This window comes from Nocardioides caricicola (assembly GCF_039541135.1).
GTDB classification, from domain to species: Bacteria; Actinomycetota; Actinomycetes; order Propionibacteriales; family Nocardioidaceae; genus Nocardioides; species Nocardioides caricicola.
Genome location: NZ_BAABFQ010000001.1, coordinates 80,275 through 94,561, shown reverse-complemented (window position 1 = coordinate 94,561; position 14,287 = coordinate 80,275). Strand labels below are relative to the sequence as shown.

At 72.1% G+C, this 14,287-nt stretch carries 13 protein-coding genes and 1 riboswitch; of the genes, 10 read left to right on the top strand and 3 right to left on the bottom strand.

Annotation, left to right across the window (positions count from 1 at the left end; all coding sequences use genetic code 11):
• Window positions 1–60: 60 nt before the first annotated feature.
• Window positions 61–765 carry a hypothetical protein gene (locus tag ABD875_RS00485; RefSeq protein WP_345170451.1) on the bottom strand — a complete coding sequence of 235 codons (705 nt, stop codon included), beginning with the start codon at window positions 763–765 and terminating at the stop codon, window positions 61–63.
• A 54-nt stretch (window positions 766–819) separates the two neighbouring features.
• Window positions 820–1,737 carry a DUF1838 family protein gene (locus tag ABD875_RS00480; RefSeq protein WP_345170449.1) on the bottom strand — a complete coding sequence of 306 codons (918 nt, stop codon included), beginning with the start codon at window positions 1,735–1,737 and terminating at the stop codon, window positions 820–822.
• Between the two features lie 40 nt (window positions 1,738–1,777).
• Here ABD875_RS00480 and ABD875_RS00475 point away from each other — a divergent pair, with 40 nt between their 5' ends.
• From ABD875_RS00475 to ABD875_RS00465, 3 genes are read left to right on the top strand one after another with little or no spacing between them, the layout of a single operon-like run.
• Window positions 1,778–3,121, top strand: coding sequence for an MFS transporter (locus tag ABD875_RS00475; RefSeq protein WP_345170447.1), 1,344 nt, complete (start codon window positions 1,778–1,780; stop codon window positions 3,119–3,121).
• Entirely contained in the window at window positions 3,118–3,717 is a 600-nt protein-coding gene (locus ABD875_RS00470) for a hypothetical protein (RefSeq protein WP_345170445.1), read from the top strand. The genes ABD875_RS00475 and ABD875_RS00470 overlap by 4 nt, the downstream gene beginning before the upstream one ends.
• 9 nt (window positions 3,718–3,726) lie before the next feature.
• Window positions 3,727–4,884 (top strand): saccharopine dehydrogenase family protein, encoded by a 1,158-nt coding sequence (locus ABD875_RS00465; protein ID WP_345170443.1) that lies wholly within the window; start codon window positions 3,727–3,729, stop codon window positions 4,882–4,884.
• Between the two features lie 21 nt (window positions 4,885–4,905).
• Here the strand turns inward: ABD875_RS00465 and ABD875_RS00460 are convergent, their stop codons facing one another.
• Complete coding sequence (locus ABD875_RS00460) at window positions 4,906–5,346, bottom strand: GNAT family N-acetyltransferase (protein WP_345170440.1); 441 nt, start codon at window positions 5,344–5,346, stop codon at window positions 4,906–4,908.
• 67 nt (window positions 5,347–5,413) lie between these two features.
• Here ABD875_RS00460 and ABD875_RS00455 point away from each other — a divergent pair, with 67 nt between their 5' ends.
• The 7 genes from ABD875_RS00455 (at window position 5,414) to ABD875_RS00425 (ending at window position 14,180) form a co-directional block, all read left to right on the top strand.
• Window positions 5,414–6,289 (top strand): RNA polymerase sigma-70 factor, encoded by an 876-nt coding sequence (locus ABD875_RS00455; protein WP_345170439.1) that lies wholly within the window; start codon window positions 5,414–5,416, stop codon window positions 6,287–6,289.
• 15 nt (window positions 6,290–6,304) lie between these two features.
• Window positions 6,305–6,412: riboswitch (TPP riboswitch) on the top strand.
• Window positions 6,403–7,470 (top strand): thiamine ABC transporter substrate-binding protein, encoded by a 1,068-nt coding sequence (locus tag ABD875_RS00450; RefSeq protein ID WP_345170438.1) that lies wholly within the window; start codon window positions 6,403–6,405, stop codon window positions 7,468–7,470. Its footprint overlaps the riboswitch before it by 10 nt.
• Before the next feature lie 10 nt (window positions 7,471–7,480).
• Window positions 7,481–9,115 carry an ABC transporter permease gene (locus ABD875_RS00445; RefSeq protein WP_345170437.1) on the top strand — a complete coding sequence of 545 codons (1,635 nt, stop codon included), beginning with the start codon at window positions 7,481–7,483 and terminating at the stop codon, window positions 9,113–9,115.
• Window positions 9,115–10,104, top strand: a complete 990-nt coding sequence (locus tag ABD875_RS00440; RefSeq protein WP_345170436.1) for an ABC transporter ATP-binding protein — start codon at window positions 9,115–9,117, stop codon at window positions 10,102–10,104. The genes ABD875_RS00445 and ABD875_RS00440 overlap by 1 nt, the downstream gene beginning before the upstream one ends.
• Window positions 10,105–10,131: 27 nt before the next feature.
• A complete protein-coding gene (locus tag ABD875_RS00435) occupies window positions 10,132–11,166 on the top strand; it encodes a phosphatase PAP2 family protein (RefSeq protein WP_345170434.1) in 1,035 nt (344 codons plus the stop codon).
• A 69-nt stretch (window positions 11,167–11,235) separates the two neighbouring features.
• Window positions 11,236–13,209, top strand: a complete 1,974-nt coding sequence (locus tag ABD875_RS00430) for an acyl-CoA dehydrogenase family protein (RefSeq protein ID WP_345170432.1) — start codon at window positions 11,236–11,238, stop codon at window positions 13,207–13,209.
• 89 nt (window positions 13,210–13,298) lie between these two features.
• Window positions 13,299–14,180 carry a sigma-70 family RNA polymerase sigma factor gene (locus tag ABD875_RS00425; protein WP_345170430.1) on the top strand — a complete coding sequence of 294 codons (882 nt, stop codon included), beginning with the start codon at window positions 13,299–13,301 and terminating at the stop codon, window positions 14,178–14,180.
• The last annotated feature ends 107 nt before the right edge of the window (window positions 14,181–14,287 follow it).

Genomic DNA, 14,287 nt, shown 5'->3' with positions numbered 1-14,287 from the left:
ACCCATCGTGCCCCCTCGCGGTCGAGCAGGATCGAATCCCGCCCACCGTTCGTGAGATGGCTACGCCTCCCCGTCGGTTGCTCCGTCCGCCTTCTCCTCGGCCAGCCGTTCGATGACTTCCTTGAACTCGATGAACGGATCGATGCCGGGCAGGACCTTCACGAGGCTGCCGAGAACGATGTCTGCACTTGCCAGGGTGCGGCCGAGGTGCCGCAGCGCGCGTTCACGGAACCTGGGGCGCTTTCCCGTCAGCCTTCCGAACATCCGGCCCGCGAGGCGCCCGCGCGAGACGTCGGGCGGGCTTGTCCCCGGAGCCTCGGACTGGTCGTCAGAGTCCTCGAAGTCGATGCGGACGAGGTCACGAGTGCGTTGCCACGCGAGCAGCTTGAAGTCCAGCTGCGCATCCGTGAGGCCCACGCGCTCCAGCGTCCCGGGCGGCAGGGCGTAGATGCCCGCGATGACGTTGTCCTGCTCGGTGATCATGGACTGCACGCTCTGCCACGCTCCGGGCATCACGCCCAACATGTCGGCGAGCAGGGGCACGTCCCGGCCTCCGCCGTCTAGCGGGAACAGCGATAGTCGCATGGCGACGACCGCGTGCAGGTCGTCGTGCACCGCGGCCACGAACATCGCGAGCCGGTCGCGGTCAGGGTCCGAGTGGTCGGGCTCGTACGGATCCGGGCCCGGTGGCTCGAAACCGTCGTACGGGTCATCGCGGTCGTACGGCACGTCGGGTTCCGGCTCGCTCTCTCCGTGTACCTGCATCCTGGCAACCTCCCGTGTTCGTCACATCGGCGATGGGCGAGTCGTGGTTCCAGGTCACGCCTCGCGCGGAGTCTCTCGCGCGTAGGCCTCCCACGACGACAGGATCGGGCCGGAGACGTCCCAGTCGGTGGGGGCCTCGAAGTACGACGGGTGGTGCTTCTCGGTGTACGCGCGGATCGCCGGCGGGACGTCGTCGAGCCCGCGGATCGTCTTGCGGCTGTGCAGCCGCCCGGTCATCACGCCGCCCTCGAGGCCGGAGCCGCCCATCCGCATCCACGGCCAGAACGGCGAGACCCGCGAGAAGCCGGCCCGGAAGTGGGCGGAGGCGAGGTCGCGGTCCTCGAGCTCGGCCTTCGAGGTGTAGATGACGAAGTGCTCCGAGGGGTTGATGGTCTCCCCGGTCGAGGACCTCGGCCAGCCGGACGGCGTGACCGGGTTCGGGTACTCGTGGGCGTAGTCCCACTCGAGCAGCACCTCGTCGCCGTACACCGCCCACGGGAGGATGAACGGCAGCGAGCCGTCGGCGTTGGCGTCGACGTTCTCGTTCATCGCGACGCCGTGCTCCTCCGCGTCGCCGACGTACAGCCGCGGCATCTCGAGGGTGAGCTCGCCGCCGATCCTGTCGTTGAGGAACGGGAAGACCTCGACGGTCTCGCCGGTGAACGGGTTGTCCCAGGTCTCGATGACCTCGCCGCTGCGCAGGTCGTAGAAGAAGCCGGTCTCCTTGCCGCGCATCTGCAGCCGCTCGTCCGCGCCCTCGCCGACGAAGCGGACCTTGGTGATGCCGGTGCCGGCGTACCCGAACAGGGGCTGCAGGCGCTGGGTGCCGATCGAGGCGTACATCGCGCCGTGGAACGTCGACACGAGCGGGTCCTCGCTGAACGTCCCCCACGTCTTGCCGAACGCGTAGAGGTTGTCGCGCGGCGACGCCGCCAGGTCCAGCGGCACGGAGTCGTTCCCGGAGTTGGTCACGGCGTCGGACGCTAGCAGCGGCGCCTGCCAGGATGGCGGCATGCATCGCGTGGTGGGACCGCTGCTGGCGGTGACCGTCGCGCTCGTGCTCGCCGACTCCGCCGTGGTCACGCTGGCGCTGCCGGACATCCTCCTGCACCTCGACACGACCGTGGCCGAGGTGGCGTGGGTCCTGATCTCGTTCAACCTCGTGCTCGGCCTCGTCGTCGTGCCGACGGCTGTCGGTCTCAAGCGCGTGGACCCGCGCTACCTCGGCGCCGTCGGCATCGCGGGCTTCGCGGCCGCGTCGGCGTGGTGCGCGGTCGCGCAGTCGATCGAGGTGCTGATCGCGGCTCGCTGCCTCCAGGCGCTCGGCGGCGCGCTCGTGCTGGTCGGCTGCCTGGAGCTGCTCGTCTCCGTGTACGGCGAACGTCGCGGCATCGCGACCTGGATCACCGCCGGCGTCATCGGCACCGCCACCGGTCCGTTCGCCGGAGGCCTGCTGACGCAGGCGTTCTCGTGGCAGTCGATCTTCTACGTGCAGGTGCCGATCGCGGCGCTCGCGGTGCCGGCCGCCCTCGCGGTGCGCGCGGCGATGCCACCGCAGACCGAGCCGGTGCGGCACAACCCCGCGGTGCGCCCGAACCTCACGCTCGCGTTCCTCTCCGCGGCGCTCACGGCCGCGCTCTTCCTGCTGGTGCTGCTGCTCGTCGACGGCTGGCAGCACTCCCCGGCGGCGGCCGCGATCACCGTGTCCGTCGTACCCGTCGCCGCGCTGGCCGCCCGCCCGCTGGCCCGGCTCCTGACGCCGACGTCCGAGGTGGAGATCGGCGTCGGCTGCTTCCTGATCGCCGGGGGTCTGGTCGGTCTCGCGCTGCTCCCGGACGCCGAGCTGGCGTGGACCATCGCGCCCCAGGCGCTGATCGGGCTCGGCCTCGGGCTGACCCTCGACCAGCTCACCGTGCAGGCGATGCACCTGCGGGTGCCCCGCGTCGAGCACGCGAGCTGGACGATCGGCGCGCGCCACCTCGGCGTGGTCATCGGGCTGGCGATCCTCACGCCCGTGTTCGTCGGTGACCTCCAGGACGCCCAGGTCCCGGCGCAGGAGGCGATCACCTCGCTCGTGCTCGACGCCCCGATCACCGCGCAGGAGAAGGTCGCGCTGGCCCGGTCGCTCGGCGAGGAGCTGGCCGACCAGCAGGAACAGGTGCCGAACCTCCACCGCGCCTTCGACCAGACCGAGTTCGAGCCCGGGTCCCGCGCCGCCGCGGCCCAGCTCGAGCGCGACCTCAGCGACCAGGTCGAGCGCGCGGTCACCCGGGCGTTCCGCGACTCCTTCCTCGTCGGCGCCGGCCTCGCACTCCTCGGCCTGCTCGTCGTGGTCTTCCCCCGGAGGCGGGCATGAGACGCCTCGGCCTCCCGATCGTCGCCGTCCTCCTGGTGGCGGCGGTCCTCGGCGTCCAGCTCGCGTACGGCGGCGCGTCGTACGAGCCGCTCCCGTCCGCCGACCCCTGCGCCGAGCGCACCGTCGACTCGCAGTCCGACGGCATCGACGGCCTCACCGAGCGGCTCGTGCTCCACGGCGTCGACAACGCGGGCTGCATCCTCGGCGTCAGCCGGGAGGAGTTCGTCCTCGACCTCGCCCAGAACGGCCAGCCGACCGACGACCAGGTCGACGCGCTGCGGGAGGGACTGCTCCAGGCGGTCGGCGAGATGGAGGAGGACGGCACGATGCCGCCGGCGTCCGAGCTCGTCGACGACGCGCTCGACCAGGCCGAGCTCGACGGCTGGCTGGAGACGCTGATCCGCGCGATCCCCGACTCGGCCGTCGACGCGGCGCTGAAGACCGACGACGTCCTGGCCCGCGCGATCGAGGACCTCGACCTCCGCGAGCTCCTCTCGAACGTCGACGACCAGGACCAGCTGAACGCCCAGGTCGAGGCCGCGGTCACCCAGGCGGTCAAGGACTCGCTCATCGACCGGGTCCGCAACCTCCTCTAGCCTCGGCGCGTGACCCGAGACCTCGACGTCGTCCTCGTGGGCGCGACCGGATTCACCGGCGCGCTCGCCGCCGAGCACCTCGCGCGGACGGCGCCGGCCGACCTGCGCTGGGCGCTCGCGGGCCGGAGCCTCGAGAAGCTCTCGGCCCTGCGGGAACGCCTCGCGGTCGATGCCGAGCTCGTCGTCGTCGACAGCCACGACGCCCCGGCGCTGCAGACGCTCGCCGAGCGGTCCCGCGTCGTGATCGCGGCGGTCGGGCCCTACCTCGAGCACGGCGACCCGCTGGTCGCCGCCTGCGCCGCCGCCGGCACCGACTACGTGGACCTGACGGGCGAGCCGGAGTTCGTCGACCGCACCTACCTGCGCCACCACGAGACCGCGGTCGCGAGCGGCGCCCGGCTGGTGCACGCGTGCGGCTTCGACTCGGTGCCGCACGACCTCGGCGCGCTCTTCACCGTCCGCCAGCTGCCCACTGCCGACCGACCGGTCCGGCTGCGCGGCGTCGTCCGCGCCGAGGGCAGCGTCTCGGGCGGCACGTTCGCCTCGCTGCTCGGCGTCGCCTCGCGGATCCCGCAGATGCGGACCGCCGCGCGGGAGCGCGCCGCCGCAGAGCCGGCGCCCGCGGACGGCCGGCGCGCCCGTCAGGTCACGCTGCGTCCGGGCCGGGACACCCGCCTCGGGTACTGGCTGCTCCCGCTGCCGGCCATCGACCAGGCGATCGTGGCGCGCAGCGGTGCCGCGCTGCCCGAGTTCGGACCCGACTTCACCTACTCCCACGCCGCCGGCATCCGGCACGCGCCGGTGCTGGCCGGAGCCCTCGGCGGCATCGCCGTCGCGCTGGCCGCGGCGCAGGTCGGGCCGGTACGCCGCTTCCTGACCGGCCGGCTGCCGTCCGGCGCCGGTCCCTCCGACGAGGTCCGCGGCCGCTCGACGTTCACGGTCGACTTCGTCGCCGAGTCGGGGCCGACGGTCGTGCACACCCGGGTGAGCGGGATGGACCCCTACGACCTCTCCGGCATCGCGCTGGCCGAGAGCGCGCTGTGCCTGGCGCTCGACGACAACCCGCCCACGGCCGGGCAGGTCACGACCGCGCAGGCCATGGGGACCGCGCTCACGGCGCGGCTCGAGCGCGCAGGCGTGCGCTTCGAGGTCGTCGACGTGGAGTGAGGCCGAGGGTGGCGTCGAACCTCAGCGGCTGAGCCGCATCGGGATGTGCGGGATCCCGTCCTCGAGGAACTCCGCGCCGTCCGGCTCGAAGCCGAACGTCGCGTACCAGCCCGCCAGCGGGGACTGGGCGTCGAGCACCACGTCGCGGTCGCCGGCGACGTCCATCGCGGCGCGCATCAGGACGTCGGCGAGCCCGCGCCCGCGCGCCTCCGGGGCGAGCACGACGCGACCGATCCGCCACGCGGCGGGGTCGTCGAGCACCCGGGCGTAGCCGAGCAGCCGGTCCCCGTCGCGCAGCAGCACGTGCCGGGTGCCGGGCTCGGTGTCGCGACCGTCGAGGTCGGGGTACGGGCACGCCTGCTCGATGACGAACACGTCCTGGCGCAGCCGCCAGACGTCGTACGCCTCGCGCGCCGACAGCTGCTCGAAGTCGACGGTCACGATGTCCGGCACGGTCTCCACGGAAAAACCCTGTCACAGAACGGGAACGACAGGTGTCTCATGGTCATCGCCGACCCGAGGATCCCCCATGAACGCCGAATCGACCGACGTCTTCGTCACGCACCGGAACCTGCTGTTCACGGTCGCCTACGAGATGCTCGGCTCGGCCGCGGACGCCGAGGACGTGCTCCAGGAGGCCTGGCTGCGCTGGGTCGACGTGGACCGCGCCGACGTCCGCGACGAGCGGGCGTACCTGGTCCGCATCGTCACCCGGCTGTCGCTCAACCGGATGCGCGCCAACGCCCGGCGCCGCGAGACGTACGTCGGGCCGTGGCTGCCCGAGCCGCTGCTCACCACCCCCGACGTCGCCGAGGACGTCGAGCTCGCCGACAGCGTGTCGCTCGCGATGCTCACCGTGCTCGAGACGCTCGGCCCGACCGAGCGCGCGGTGTTCGTGCTGCGCGAGGTCTTCGACTTCGGCTACGACGAGATCGCGGTCGCGGTCGACAAGACCCCGGCCGCCGTACGCCAGATCGCGCACCGCGCGCGCAGCCACGTCGCCGAGCGCAAGTCGCGCAGCGAGACGACGCAGGCGCAGTACGAGCGGGTGCTCCGGCAGTTCATGCACGCCGCCTCCACCGGCAACGTGCAGGCGCTGATGGACGTCCTCGCCCCCGACGTCGTCCTGGTCTCCGACGGCGGCGGCGTGAAGCGGGCCGCGCTGCGCCCGATCCTCGGGGCCGACAAGGTGGCCCGGTTCCTGACCGGCGCGAGCATCGACGTCCCGGTGACCCTCGAGCTCGTCAACGTCAACGGTGCCCCGGGCATCCACATCCTCCTCGACGGCCGGATCGAGACCGTCGTCTCGGCCGTGCTCGAGGACGGCCTGATCGCCGGCCTGTACGCCGTGCGCAACCCGGAGAAGCTGGCCCGCGTGGACACGGTGGTCGCGCTGACGAGGTGAGGTACTAGTCTCGGCATCACAAGACAGGGGAGCACGCCTGGCGTGCTGAGAGTGCGGATCCGCCGCAGACCCTATGAACCTGCTCCGGTTAGTACCGGCGAAGGGAGTCCCGAATGAGATCTGTGCGTGCCTGTGCGCCGATGCTGGCGCTGGCCCTGGCGGCGACCGCCTGCTCGACGGTCGGCGAGAGCTCGGGGAGCGAGGAGCCGGGCGACGGCGCGACACCGACCGAGGTGGTGCTGGTGACCCACGAGTCGTTCGCGCTGCCCAAGAAGCTGGTCCGGCAGTTCGAGGAGCAGACCGGCTACGACCTCGTCGTGCGGGCGTCCGGCGACGCGGGTGTGCTCACCAACAAGCTCGTGCTCACCCAGGACAACCCGCTGGGCGACGTCGCGTTCGGCGTGGACAACACGTTCGCCTCGCGGGCGCTCGACGAGGGCGTGTTCGCGCCGTACGACGCCCCGCTGCCCGAGGGCGCCGAGCAGTACCGCCTCCCCGGCGACGAGGAGAACGCGCTCAGCCCGGTCGACAACGCCAGCGTGTGCGTGAACGTCGACGACACCTGGTTCGCCGACCAGGACCTCGCGGTGCCGACCTCGCTCGACGACCTCGTCGACCCGGCGTACGAGGACCTGTTCGTCACGCCCGGCGCGGCCACGAGCTCGCCGGGGATGGCCTTCCTGCTCGCCACCATCGGGGCGTACGGCGAGGACGGCTGGCAGGACTACTGGGCGTCGCTGATGGACAACGGCACCCAGCTCACCGACGGCTGGTCGGACGCCTACCAGGTCGACTTCACCCAGGGCGGCGGCAAGGGCGACCGCCCGATCGTGCTGTCGTACGACTCCTCGCCCGCGTTCACGATCGCCGAGGACGGCACCAGCACGACCAGCGCGCTGCTGGACACCTGCTTCCGCCAGGTCGAGTACGCCGGAGTCCTCGCAGGCGCGGCCAATCCCGAGGGCGCCGAGGCGCTCGTCGACTTCCTGCTGGGCCCGGACGTGCAGGCCGCGCTGCCGGAGAGCATGTACGTGTTCCCGGTCGACGCCTCGGTCGAGCTGCCGCAGGAGTGGGCGGAGTTCGCGGAGCAGCCCACCGAGCCGCTGACCGTGGACCCGGAGGCGATCGCCGAGAACCGGGACGAGTGGCTGCGCGAGTGGAGCGACATCACCTCGCGATGAGCGCTCGGGCATGAGGCGGTTGCTCGCCCTGGCGGGGCTGGCGGCGGTGCCGCTGGCCGTGCTCGGCGTGTTCTTCGTGCTGCCGGTCAGCGGGATGCTCGCCGAGGGCTTCTGGGCCGACGGCACCTTCGACCCCGGCGCGGTCGCCGAGGTGCTCGCCCGGCCGCGGACCCAGCGCGTCATCTGGTTCACCGTGTGGTCGTCGGTGCTGGCGACCGCGTGCGCGCTGCTCCTGGGCGTGCCGGCCGCGCACCTCCTGCACCGCCGGAGGTTCCGCGGGCGCGCGGCCCTCCGGGCGCTGCTGCTGGTGCCGTTCGTGCTGCCGACCGTCGTGGTCGGCGTGGCGTTCCGGGAGCTGATCGGCGAGGCCGGCCCGCTCGGCTTCCTCGGCTTCGACGGGTCCGCGGGCGCGATCGTCGCCGGCCTGGTGTTCTTCAACGTGGCGGTCGTGATCCGTGCGGTCGGCGCCGCATGGGAGTCCCTCGACGCGCGCCCGGCCGAGGCCGCGGCCTCGCTCGGCGCGGGTCCGGCGCGGGTGTTCCTCACGGTGACGCTGCCCGCGCTGCGACCGGCGATCGTGTCCGCGGCCAGCGTGGTCTTCCTGTTCTGCGCGACCGCGTTCGGCGTCGTGCTCACCCTCGGTGGGCTGCGGTACTCCTCGGTCGAGACCGAGATCTACCTGCTCACCACGAACCTGCTCGACCTCCAGGCCGCGGCCGCGCTCTCGATCGTGCAGCTGCTCGCGATCACCGCGCTGCTCGTGGTGACCAGCCGGCTGCGGGCGGTACCGGACCCCACGCTCGCGCGCTCGACCGCCCGGCCGCCGCGGGTCGCCCGCGGCGACTGGCCGGGCGTGCTCGCCGTCCTGCTCGTGGTGGTGCTCGTCGGGCTGCCGATCGCCGCGCTGGTCTCGGGCTCGCTGCAGGTCGGCGACGGGTGGGGTCTCGACAACTACCGCGCGCTCACGACGGAGGGGTCGCGCCAGGCGCTGCTCGTGCCGGTCACCCAGGCGCTGGTCACGTCGCTGCGTACGGCGGTCGACGCGACCTGGATGTCGCTCGGCCTCGGTCTCCTCGTGGCCGTCGTGGTCACCCGGCGCTCGCGCACCCGCACGGAGCGCCGCGCGCGGAGCCTCCTCGACGGGCTGTTCATGCTGCCGCTCGGGGTCTCCGCGGTGACGCTGGGCTTCGGCTTCCTCATCACGCTCGACGAGCCGCCGCTGGACTTCCGTGACTCGCTGCTGCTGGTGCCGATAGCCCAGGCGCTGGTGGCGCTCCCGCTGGTCGTGCGCACCCTCGCGCCGGTCCTCGGCGGCATCGACGACCGGCAGCGCCAGGCCGCCGCGTCCCTCGGCGCCGGCCCGCTGCGCACGTTCGTCACCGTCGACCTGCCGGTCATGTGGAAGCCGTTGCTCGCCGCGGCCGGGTTCGCGTTCGCGGTGTCGCTGGGCGAGTTCGGCGCGACCTCCTTCCTCGCCCGCGACGACAACCCGACGATGCCGATCGTGATCTTCCACCTCATCGGCCACCCCGGTGCGATGAACTACGGCATGGCCCTCGCCGCGTCCGTCGTGCTCGCCGCCACCACCGCCGTGGTGATGCTGCTGGTCGAGCGGCTGCGCGTCCCGTCGGTCGGAGCGTTCTGATGCTGAGCGTCGAGCACGTCTCCGTCTCGTACGACGGCGCGCCCGCGGTCGTCGACGCCTCGCTGAGGCTCGACGACGGCCAGGTGCTCGCGGTCCTCGGGCCCAGCGGCTCCGGGAAGTCGACGCTGCTGCGCGCGATCGCCGGGCTCGAGCCGCTCGCCGCCGGCCGGATCCGCTGGGACGGCGACGACCTCGCCGGCGTCCCGACGCACAAGCGCGGCTTCGCGCTGATGTTCCAGGACGGGCAGCTCTTCAACCACCTGACGGTCGCCCGCAACGTCGGGTACGCGCTGCGGCTGCGGCGTACGCCGGACGCGGCGACGCGGGTGCAGGAGCTGCTCGAGCTCGTCGGGCTGCAGGGCTACGGCGACCGGCTGCCCGGCACCCTCTCCGGCGGGGAGCGGCAGCGGGTCGCGCTGGCCCGCTCGCTCGCGGTGCAGCCGCGGCTGTTGCTCCTCGACGAGCCGCTGTCGGCCCTGGACGCCGAGCTACGCGAGCGGCTCGCCAGCGACCTGCGCGACATCCTGCGCGCCGCGGGCACCACCGCCCTGATGGTGACCCACGACCACGAGGAGGCGTTCGCGGTCGCCGACCGGCTGGCGGTGATGCGCGCCGGCGGTGTGGTCCAGGAGGGTGAGATCGCCGAGGTCTGGCGCGCTCCGGCGGACCCCGCGACCGCGCTGTTCCTCGGCTACGCGCGCGTCCTCGTCGGGGATGCGGCCGCGACCCTGCTCCGCGCCGCGGGGCTTCCCGCGGCGCCGGCGGTCGCCGTACGGCGCTCCGCGCTGGTGGTCGCCGACGACGGCCCGCTGCGTGGCGTGGTGGTCTCCGGGCGCGCGACGCCGGGCCAGATCCGGCTGGTGGTGGACGTCGACGGGGTCGGCGAGATGGATGCCGTGGCCCAGCACGGATCGCACCCGGCGCCCGCGGACCGGGTGGCCCTGACCGTCGACGGTGGCCGTCTCGCGGTGACACCGTTTGGCCGGTGATCAGGGGACTTCCCTACACTGACCTGCGTGTATCGCCGCGCCTACGTCTTCCTCGTGGTGAACGCGGCTGTGATGCTGGTCTGGGCTGCGCTCACCGCGTGGCACCTGGACCGCCCCCTGATCGACCCTGAGGGCAGCTTCCTCGGCCCCTCGTGGCTGCGGCTGCCGATCCTCTGCCTGGGCGCGCTGTTCCTCGACCTGGTCCCGCGCGCGGTGTGGATCTCGCGCGGCCGGGTCAGGAAGATGCCCGAGCTGGTCCGCGAGCGGTGGCACCAGCACTGGTCGCGCGAGCGGCTGCTGCTGGTGATCCTCGGCATCGCCTGCTTCTACGTGATCTACGTCAGCTATCGGAACCTCAAGTCGTTCCTGCCGCTGGTCACCGACCGCATGTACGACCGCGAGCTGCACATGCTCGACCGGGCGCTGCTGTTCGGCCACGACCCTGCGCACGTGCTGCACGACCTCCTCGGCACGGTCGTCGTCGCCCACCTGCTCTCCAGCTTCTACCTGCTGTTCATCCCGATGGTCGCGATCCTCGTCACCGTCTGGCTGGTCTGGTCGAGCAACCTCTCCTACGGCTGGTGGTTCGTGACCGCGCAGGGTGTCGCCTGGACGCTCGGCACGATCTCCTACTACGCGCTGCCGACGCTCGGCCCGGGCCTGGAGTACCCGTACCTCTACGGCCTCGCGCACACGGGCACGACCGACCTGATGAACTCCCTGGTCAACGCCCGGCACGGCGTGCTGTGGGCCGACGGCCAGGCCCAGACCGTCGCGGGCTTCGCGAGCCTGCACACCGCGATCTCGCTGCTCTGGGCGCTGATGGTGCAGTACACCGTCCAGTCGCGCTGGGTGAAGATCGTCTTCTGGGTCAACTTCGCCCTCACCGTCGTCGCCACCTTGTACTTCGGCTGGCACTACATCGCCGACGACATCGCCGGCGTGATGATCGCGTTCGTGTCCTTCTACCTCGGGGGCATCGCGAGCGGCCAGAAGTTCGACAAGGGCGGCCTCGCCTCGCACCCGACGACCACCACGTCCAAGGTCCCGGTCGACAACTAGCGCGGAGCGTGGTCCAGAGCACTCTCCGGACCCCGCTTGAACCCCGGCTGACGTGGGTAATCAGCCGCCATGGCCACCGACACCGCCGCACCCCCGACCGGCTACGTCCAGCCCGAGATCGACGTACCCGCCCTCACCGCGCTGCTCGACGGTCGGTACGCCGACGTCCGCAACCTGGTCCGCACGAACCTCGCTGAGTACGCCTCGATCCTCGACGAGGCCGACGAGCTGTCGATCGACGACTTCCGTGAGCGCGTGAAGGAGGTCGTGGTCGAGATGGCCGCGACCGGGCAGACCGGGATGGGCTTCCCGGAGCAGTACGGCGGCGGTGGGGACATCGGCGCGTCGATCGCGGCGTTCGAGACCCTCGCGTACGGCGACCTCTCGGTGCTGGTGAAGGTGGGGGTGCAGTTCGGCCTGTTCGGCGGCGCGATCCTGCAGCTCGGCACCCAGCACCACCACGACGCCTACCTGCGGGACCTCATCACCGGCAAGCTCATGGGCTGCTTCGCGATGACCGAGACCGGCCACGGCTCGAACGTCCAGGCGCTCGGCACGGTCGCGCGCTACGACGTCGACGCCCAGGAGTTCGTGATCACCACGACCACCGAGTCGGCGCGCAAGGACTACATCGGCAACGCCGCCAGGCACGCGCAGGTCGCGGTCGTCTTCGCCCAGCTCGAGGTGGGGGACCGCTCGGAGGGTGTGCACGCGTTCGTCGTCCCGATCCGCGACGGCGCCACGCCCTGCCCCGGCGTCCGCATCGAGGACGACGGCCGCAAGATGGGCCTGAACGGTGTCGACAACGGCCGGATCTGGTTCGACGGGGTGCGGGTCCCGCGCACCGCCCTGCTCAACCGGTTCGCCGACGTGACGCCGGAGGGCGTGTACGAGAGCGCGATCGACAACCCCAACCGGCGCTTCTTCACGATGCTCGGGACCCTGGTCCAGGGCCGGGTCTGCGTCGGCGGCGCCGGCATCAACGCCAGCAAGGTCGCGCTCGCGATCGCCACGAAGTACGCCGTGCGCCGGCGCCAGTTCGAGGCGACCTCGGACGAGCAGGAGGAGCTCCTCCTCGACTACGGCCTGCACCAGCGCCGGCTGCTGCCGCTGATCGCGCGCACCTACGCGCTGCACTTCGCCCAGGAGGTGGTCGCGCTCCAGCTGCACGACGTGTTCTCCGGGCACACCGACGACGAGCACACCCGCCGCGAGCTGGAGTCGCGCGCGGCCGGCACCAAGGCGCTCGGCACGTGGCACGCGACCCGGACCATCCAGGAGTGCCGCGAGGCGTGCGGGGGAGCGGGATACCTCGCGATCAACCGGTTCGCCGCGCTCAAGGCCGACACGGACGTGTTCACGACGTTCGAGGGCGACAACCACGTGCTGCTGCAGCTCGTGGCCAAGGGGCTGCTGACCGACTACGCCAGCGGGTTCGAGGACCTCGACCAGCTGGGCATGGTCCGGTTCGTCACCAACCTCGCCGTCGAGACGGTGGTGGAGCGGACGTCGGCGCACAAGCTGTTGGAGCGGGTCCGCGACCTGCTGCCCGGCGGCGACGAGTGGGACCAGGAGGCCGGGCTGCTCGATCCGGCGTACCAGCTCGCGATGCTGCGCTACCGCGAGGAGCACATGCTCGCCGGCGTCGCCCGGCGGCTGAAGCGCGGGATCGACCAGGGCACGAACCCCGGCGAGGTCTTCTCGGCGGTGCAGGACCACGTGATCGCGGCCGCCAACGCGCACGTCGAGCGCCTGGTGCTCGAGGCGTTCGTCGACAAGGTCCGCGCCCTGCCCGACGGCGACACCAAGGTCGCGCTGAGTCTGCTGTGCGACCTGTTCGCCCTCTCGACCATCGAGTCCGACCGCGCCTGGTTCATGGAGCACGGCCGGCTGACCGTGCAGCGGTCGAAGGCGATCAGCCGCGAGATCGGGGGCCTGTGCCGCAAGGTCCGACCGCTGGCCGTTGATCTTGTCGACGCGTGGGGGGTTCCCCCGGAGATGCTCCGCTCGCCCGACCTCGTCGCGGGACCCATAAATACTTAGCGCTCGCTCAGTCAAGCGGAATGGCATGTTACGCGGAGGTGTCCAGACAACTGCCTTCCGCGGAAGAGATTCATGGTTCTATTACTTCCATGGAAACTACCCATGGCCTCGGGACCGGGAACCGGTCTGCGGCCGCACCAGCGCTCCCGGCCGCGACCGAGGCCATGATCGTCGAGCACATGCCCCTGGTCGGACACATCGTCCGGGAGACCATGGCTCGAGTTCCCTCGCACGTGGACCGCGACGACCTCACCTCCGCCGGCCTGACCGCCCTCGTCATGGCCGCGACCGCGTTCGACGCCGAGCGGGGAGTGCCGTTCAACCGGTACGCCGCGACGCGGGTCCGCGGCGCGATCGTCGACGAGCTGCGCAGCATCGACTGGGCCTCGCGCTCGGTGCGCCGCCGCTCCCGTGAGCTGGACGCCACCCGCGCCAACCTCGCGAACGTGCTCGGTCGCGTGGCGACCCCGGCCGAGGTCGCCCAGGCCGCCGGCATGAGCGTGAGCGAGGTCGCCGCGAACGACGAGGACGTGGCCCGCGCCCAGGTGCTCTCGCTGCACGCCTCCGAGGACGACGCCATCGGCGAGCGCCTCGTCAGCACCACCCCGAACCCGCTCGCCGTGATCGAGCAGAAGGAGCAGCTGACGTACCTCGTCGAGGCCATCGCCGAGCTGCCCGAGCGGCTGCGCCTGGTCATCGAGCAGTACTTCCTCGCCGAGCGGCCGATGGCCGAGATCGCCGCGACCCTGGGCGTCACCGAGTCGCGGATCTCGCAGCTGCGCGCCGAGGCCCTCGTCCTCCTGCGCGACGCGCTCAACCACGAGCTCGACCCCGACGCGCTGGCTCCCGAGGCCAAGCCCGAGGGGTGCGCCGCCAAGCGCCGCGAGTCCTACTTCGCCGCCGTCGCCGACCGGCACGCCGCGGGCGTGCGCCGGCCCGTGCGCGGCCAGCGGATCAGCATCAGCGCCTGATCCGTCCAGATCTGGCTGACCCGGGCGGACGTCGCCTCCGCCGGTCAGCCGTCAGGACCCGCACGACACGCCTGTGGCGTACGGCGTGTCGTGCGGGACTCACCGGT

What these genes read in the sequence shown, in the direction of transcription:
- ABD875_RS00485 (WP_345170451.1), bottom strand. Translation starts at nt 765, where the DNA reads ATGCAGGTACACGGAGAGAGCGAGCCGGAACCCGACGTGCCGTACGAC.
- ABD875_RS00475 (WP_345170447.1), top strand. Translation starts at nt 1,778, where the DNA reads ATGCATCGCGTGGTGGGACCGCTGCTGGCGGTGACCGTCGCGCTCGTG.
- ABD875_RS00470 (WP_345170445.1), top strand. Translation starts at nt 3,118, where the DNA reads ATGAGACGCCTCGGCCTCCCGATCGTCGCCGTCCTCCTGGTGGCGGCG.
- ABD875_RS00455 (WP_345170439.1), top strand. Translation starts at nt 5,414, where the DNA reads ATGAACGCCGAATCGACCGACGTCTTCGTCACGCACCGGAACCTGCTG.
- ABD875_RS00450 (WP_345170438.1), top strand. Translation starts at nt 6,403, where the DNA reads ATGAGATCTGTGCGTGCCTGTGCGCCGATGCTGGCGCTGGCCCTGGCG.
- ABD875_RS00445 (WP_345170437.1), top strand. Translation starts at nt 7,481, where the DNA reads ATGAGGCGGTTGCTCGCCCTGGCGGGGCTGGCGGCGGTGCCGCTGGCC.
- ABD875_RS00440 (WP_345170436.1), top strand. Translation starts at nt 9,115, where the DNA reads ATGCTGAGCGTCGAGCACGTCTCCGTCTCGTACGACGGCGCGCCCGCG.
- ABD875_RS00430 (WP_345170432.1), top strand. Translation starts at nt 11,236, where the DNA reads ATGGCCACCGACACCGCCGCACCCCCGACCGGCTACGTCCAGCCCGAG.
- ABD875_RS00425 (WP_345170430.1), top strand. Translation starts at nt 13,299, where the DNA reads ATGGAAACTACCCATGGCCTCGGGACCGGGAACCGGTCTGCGGCCGCA.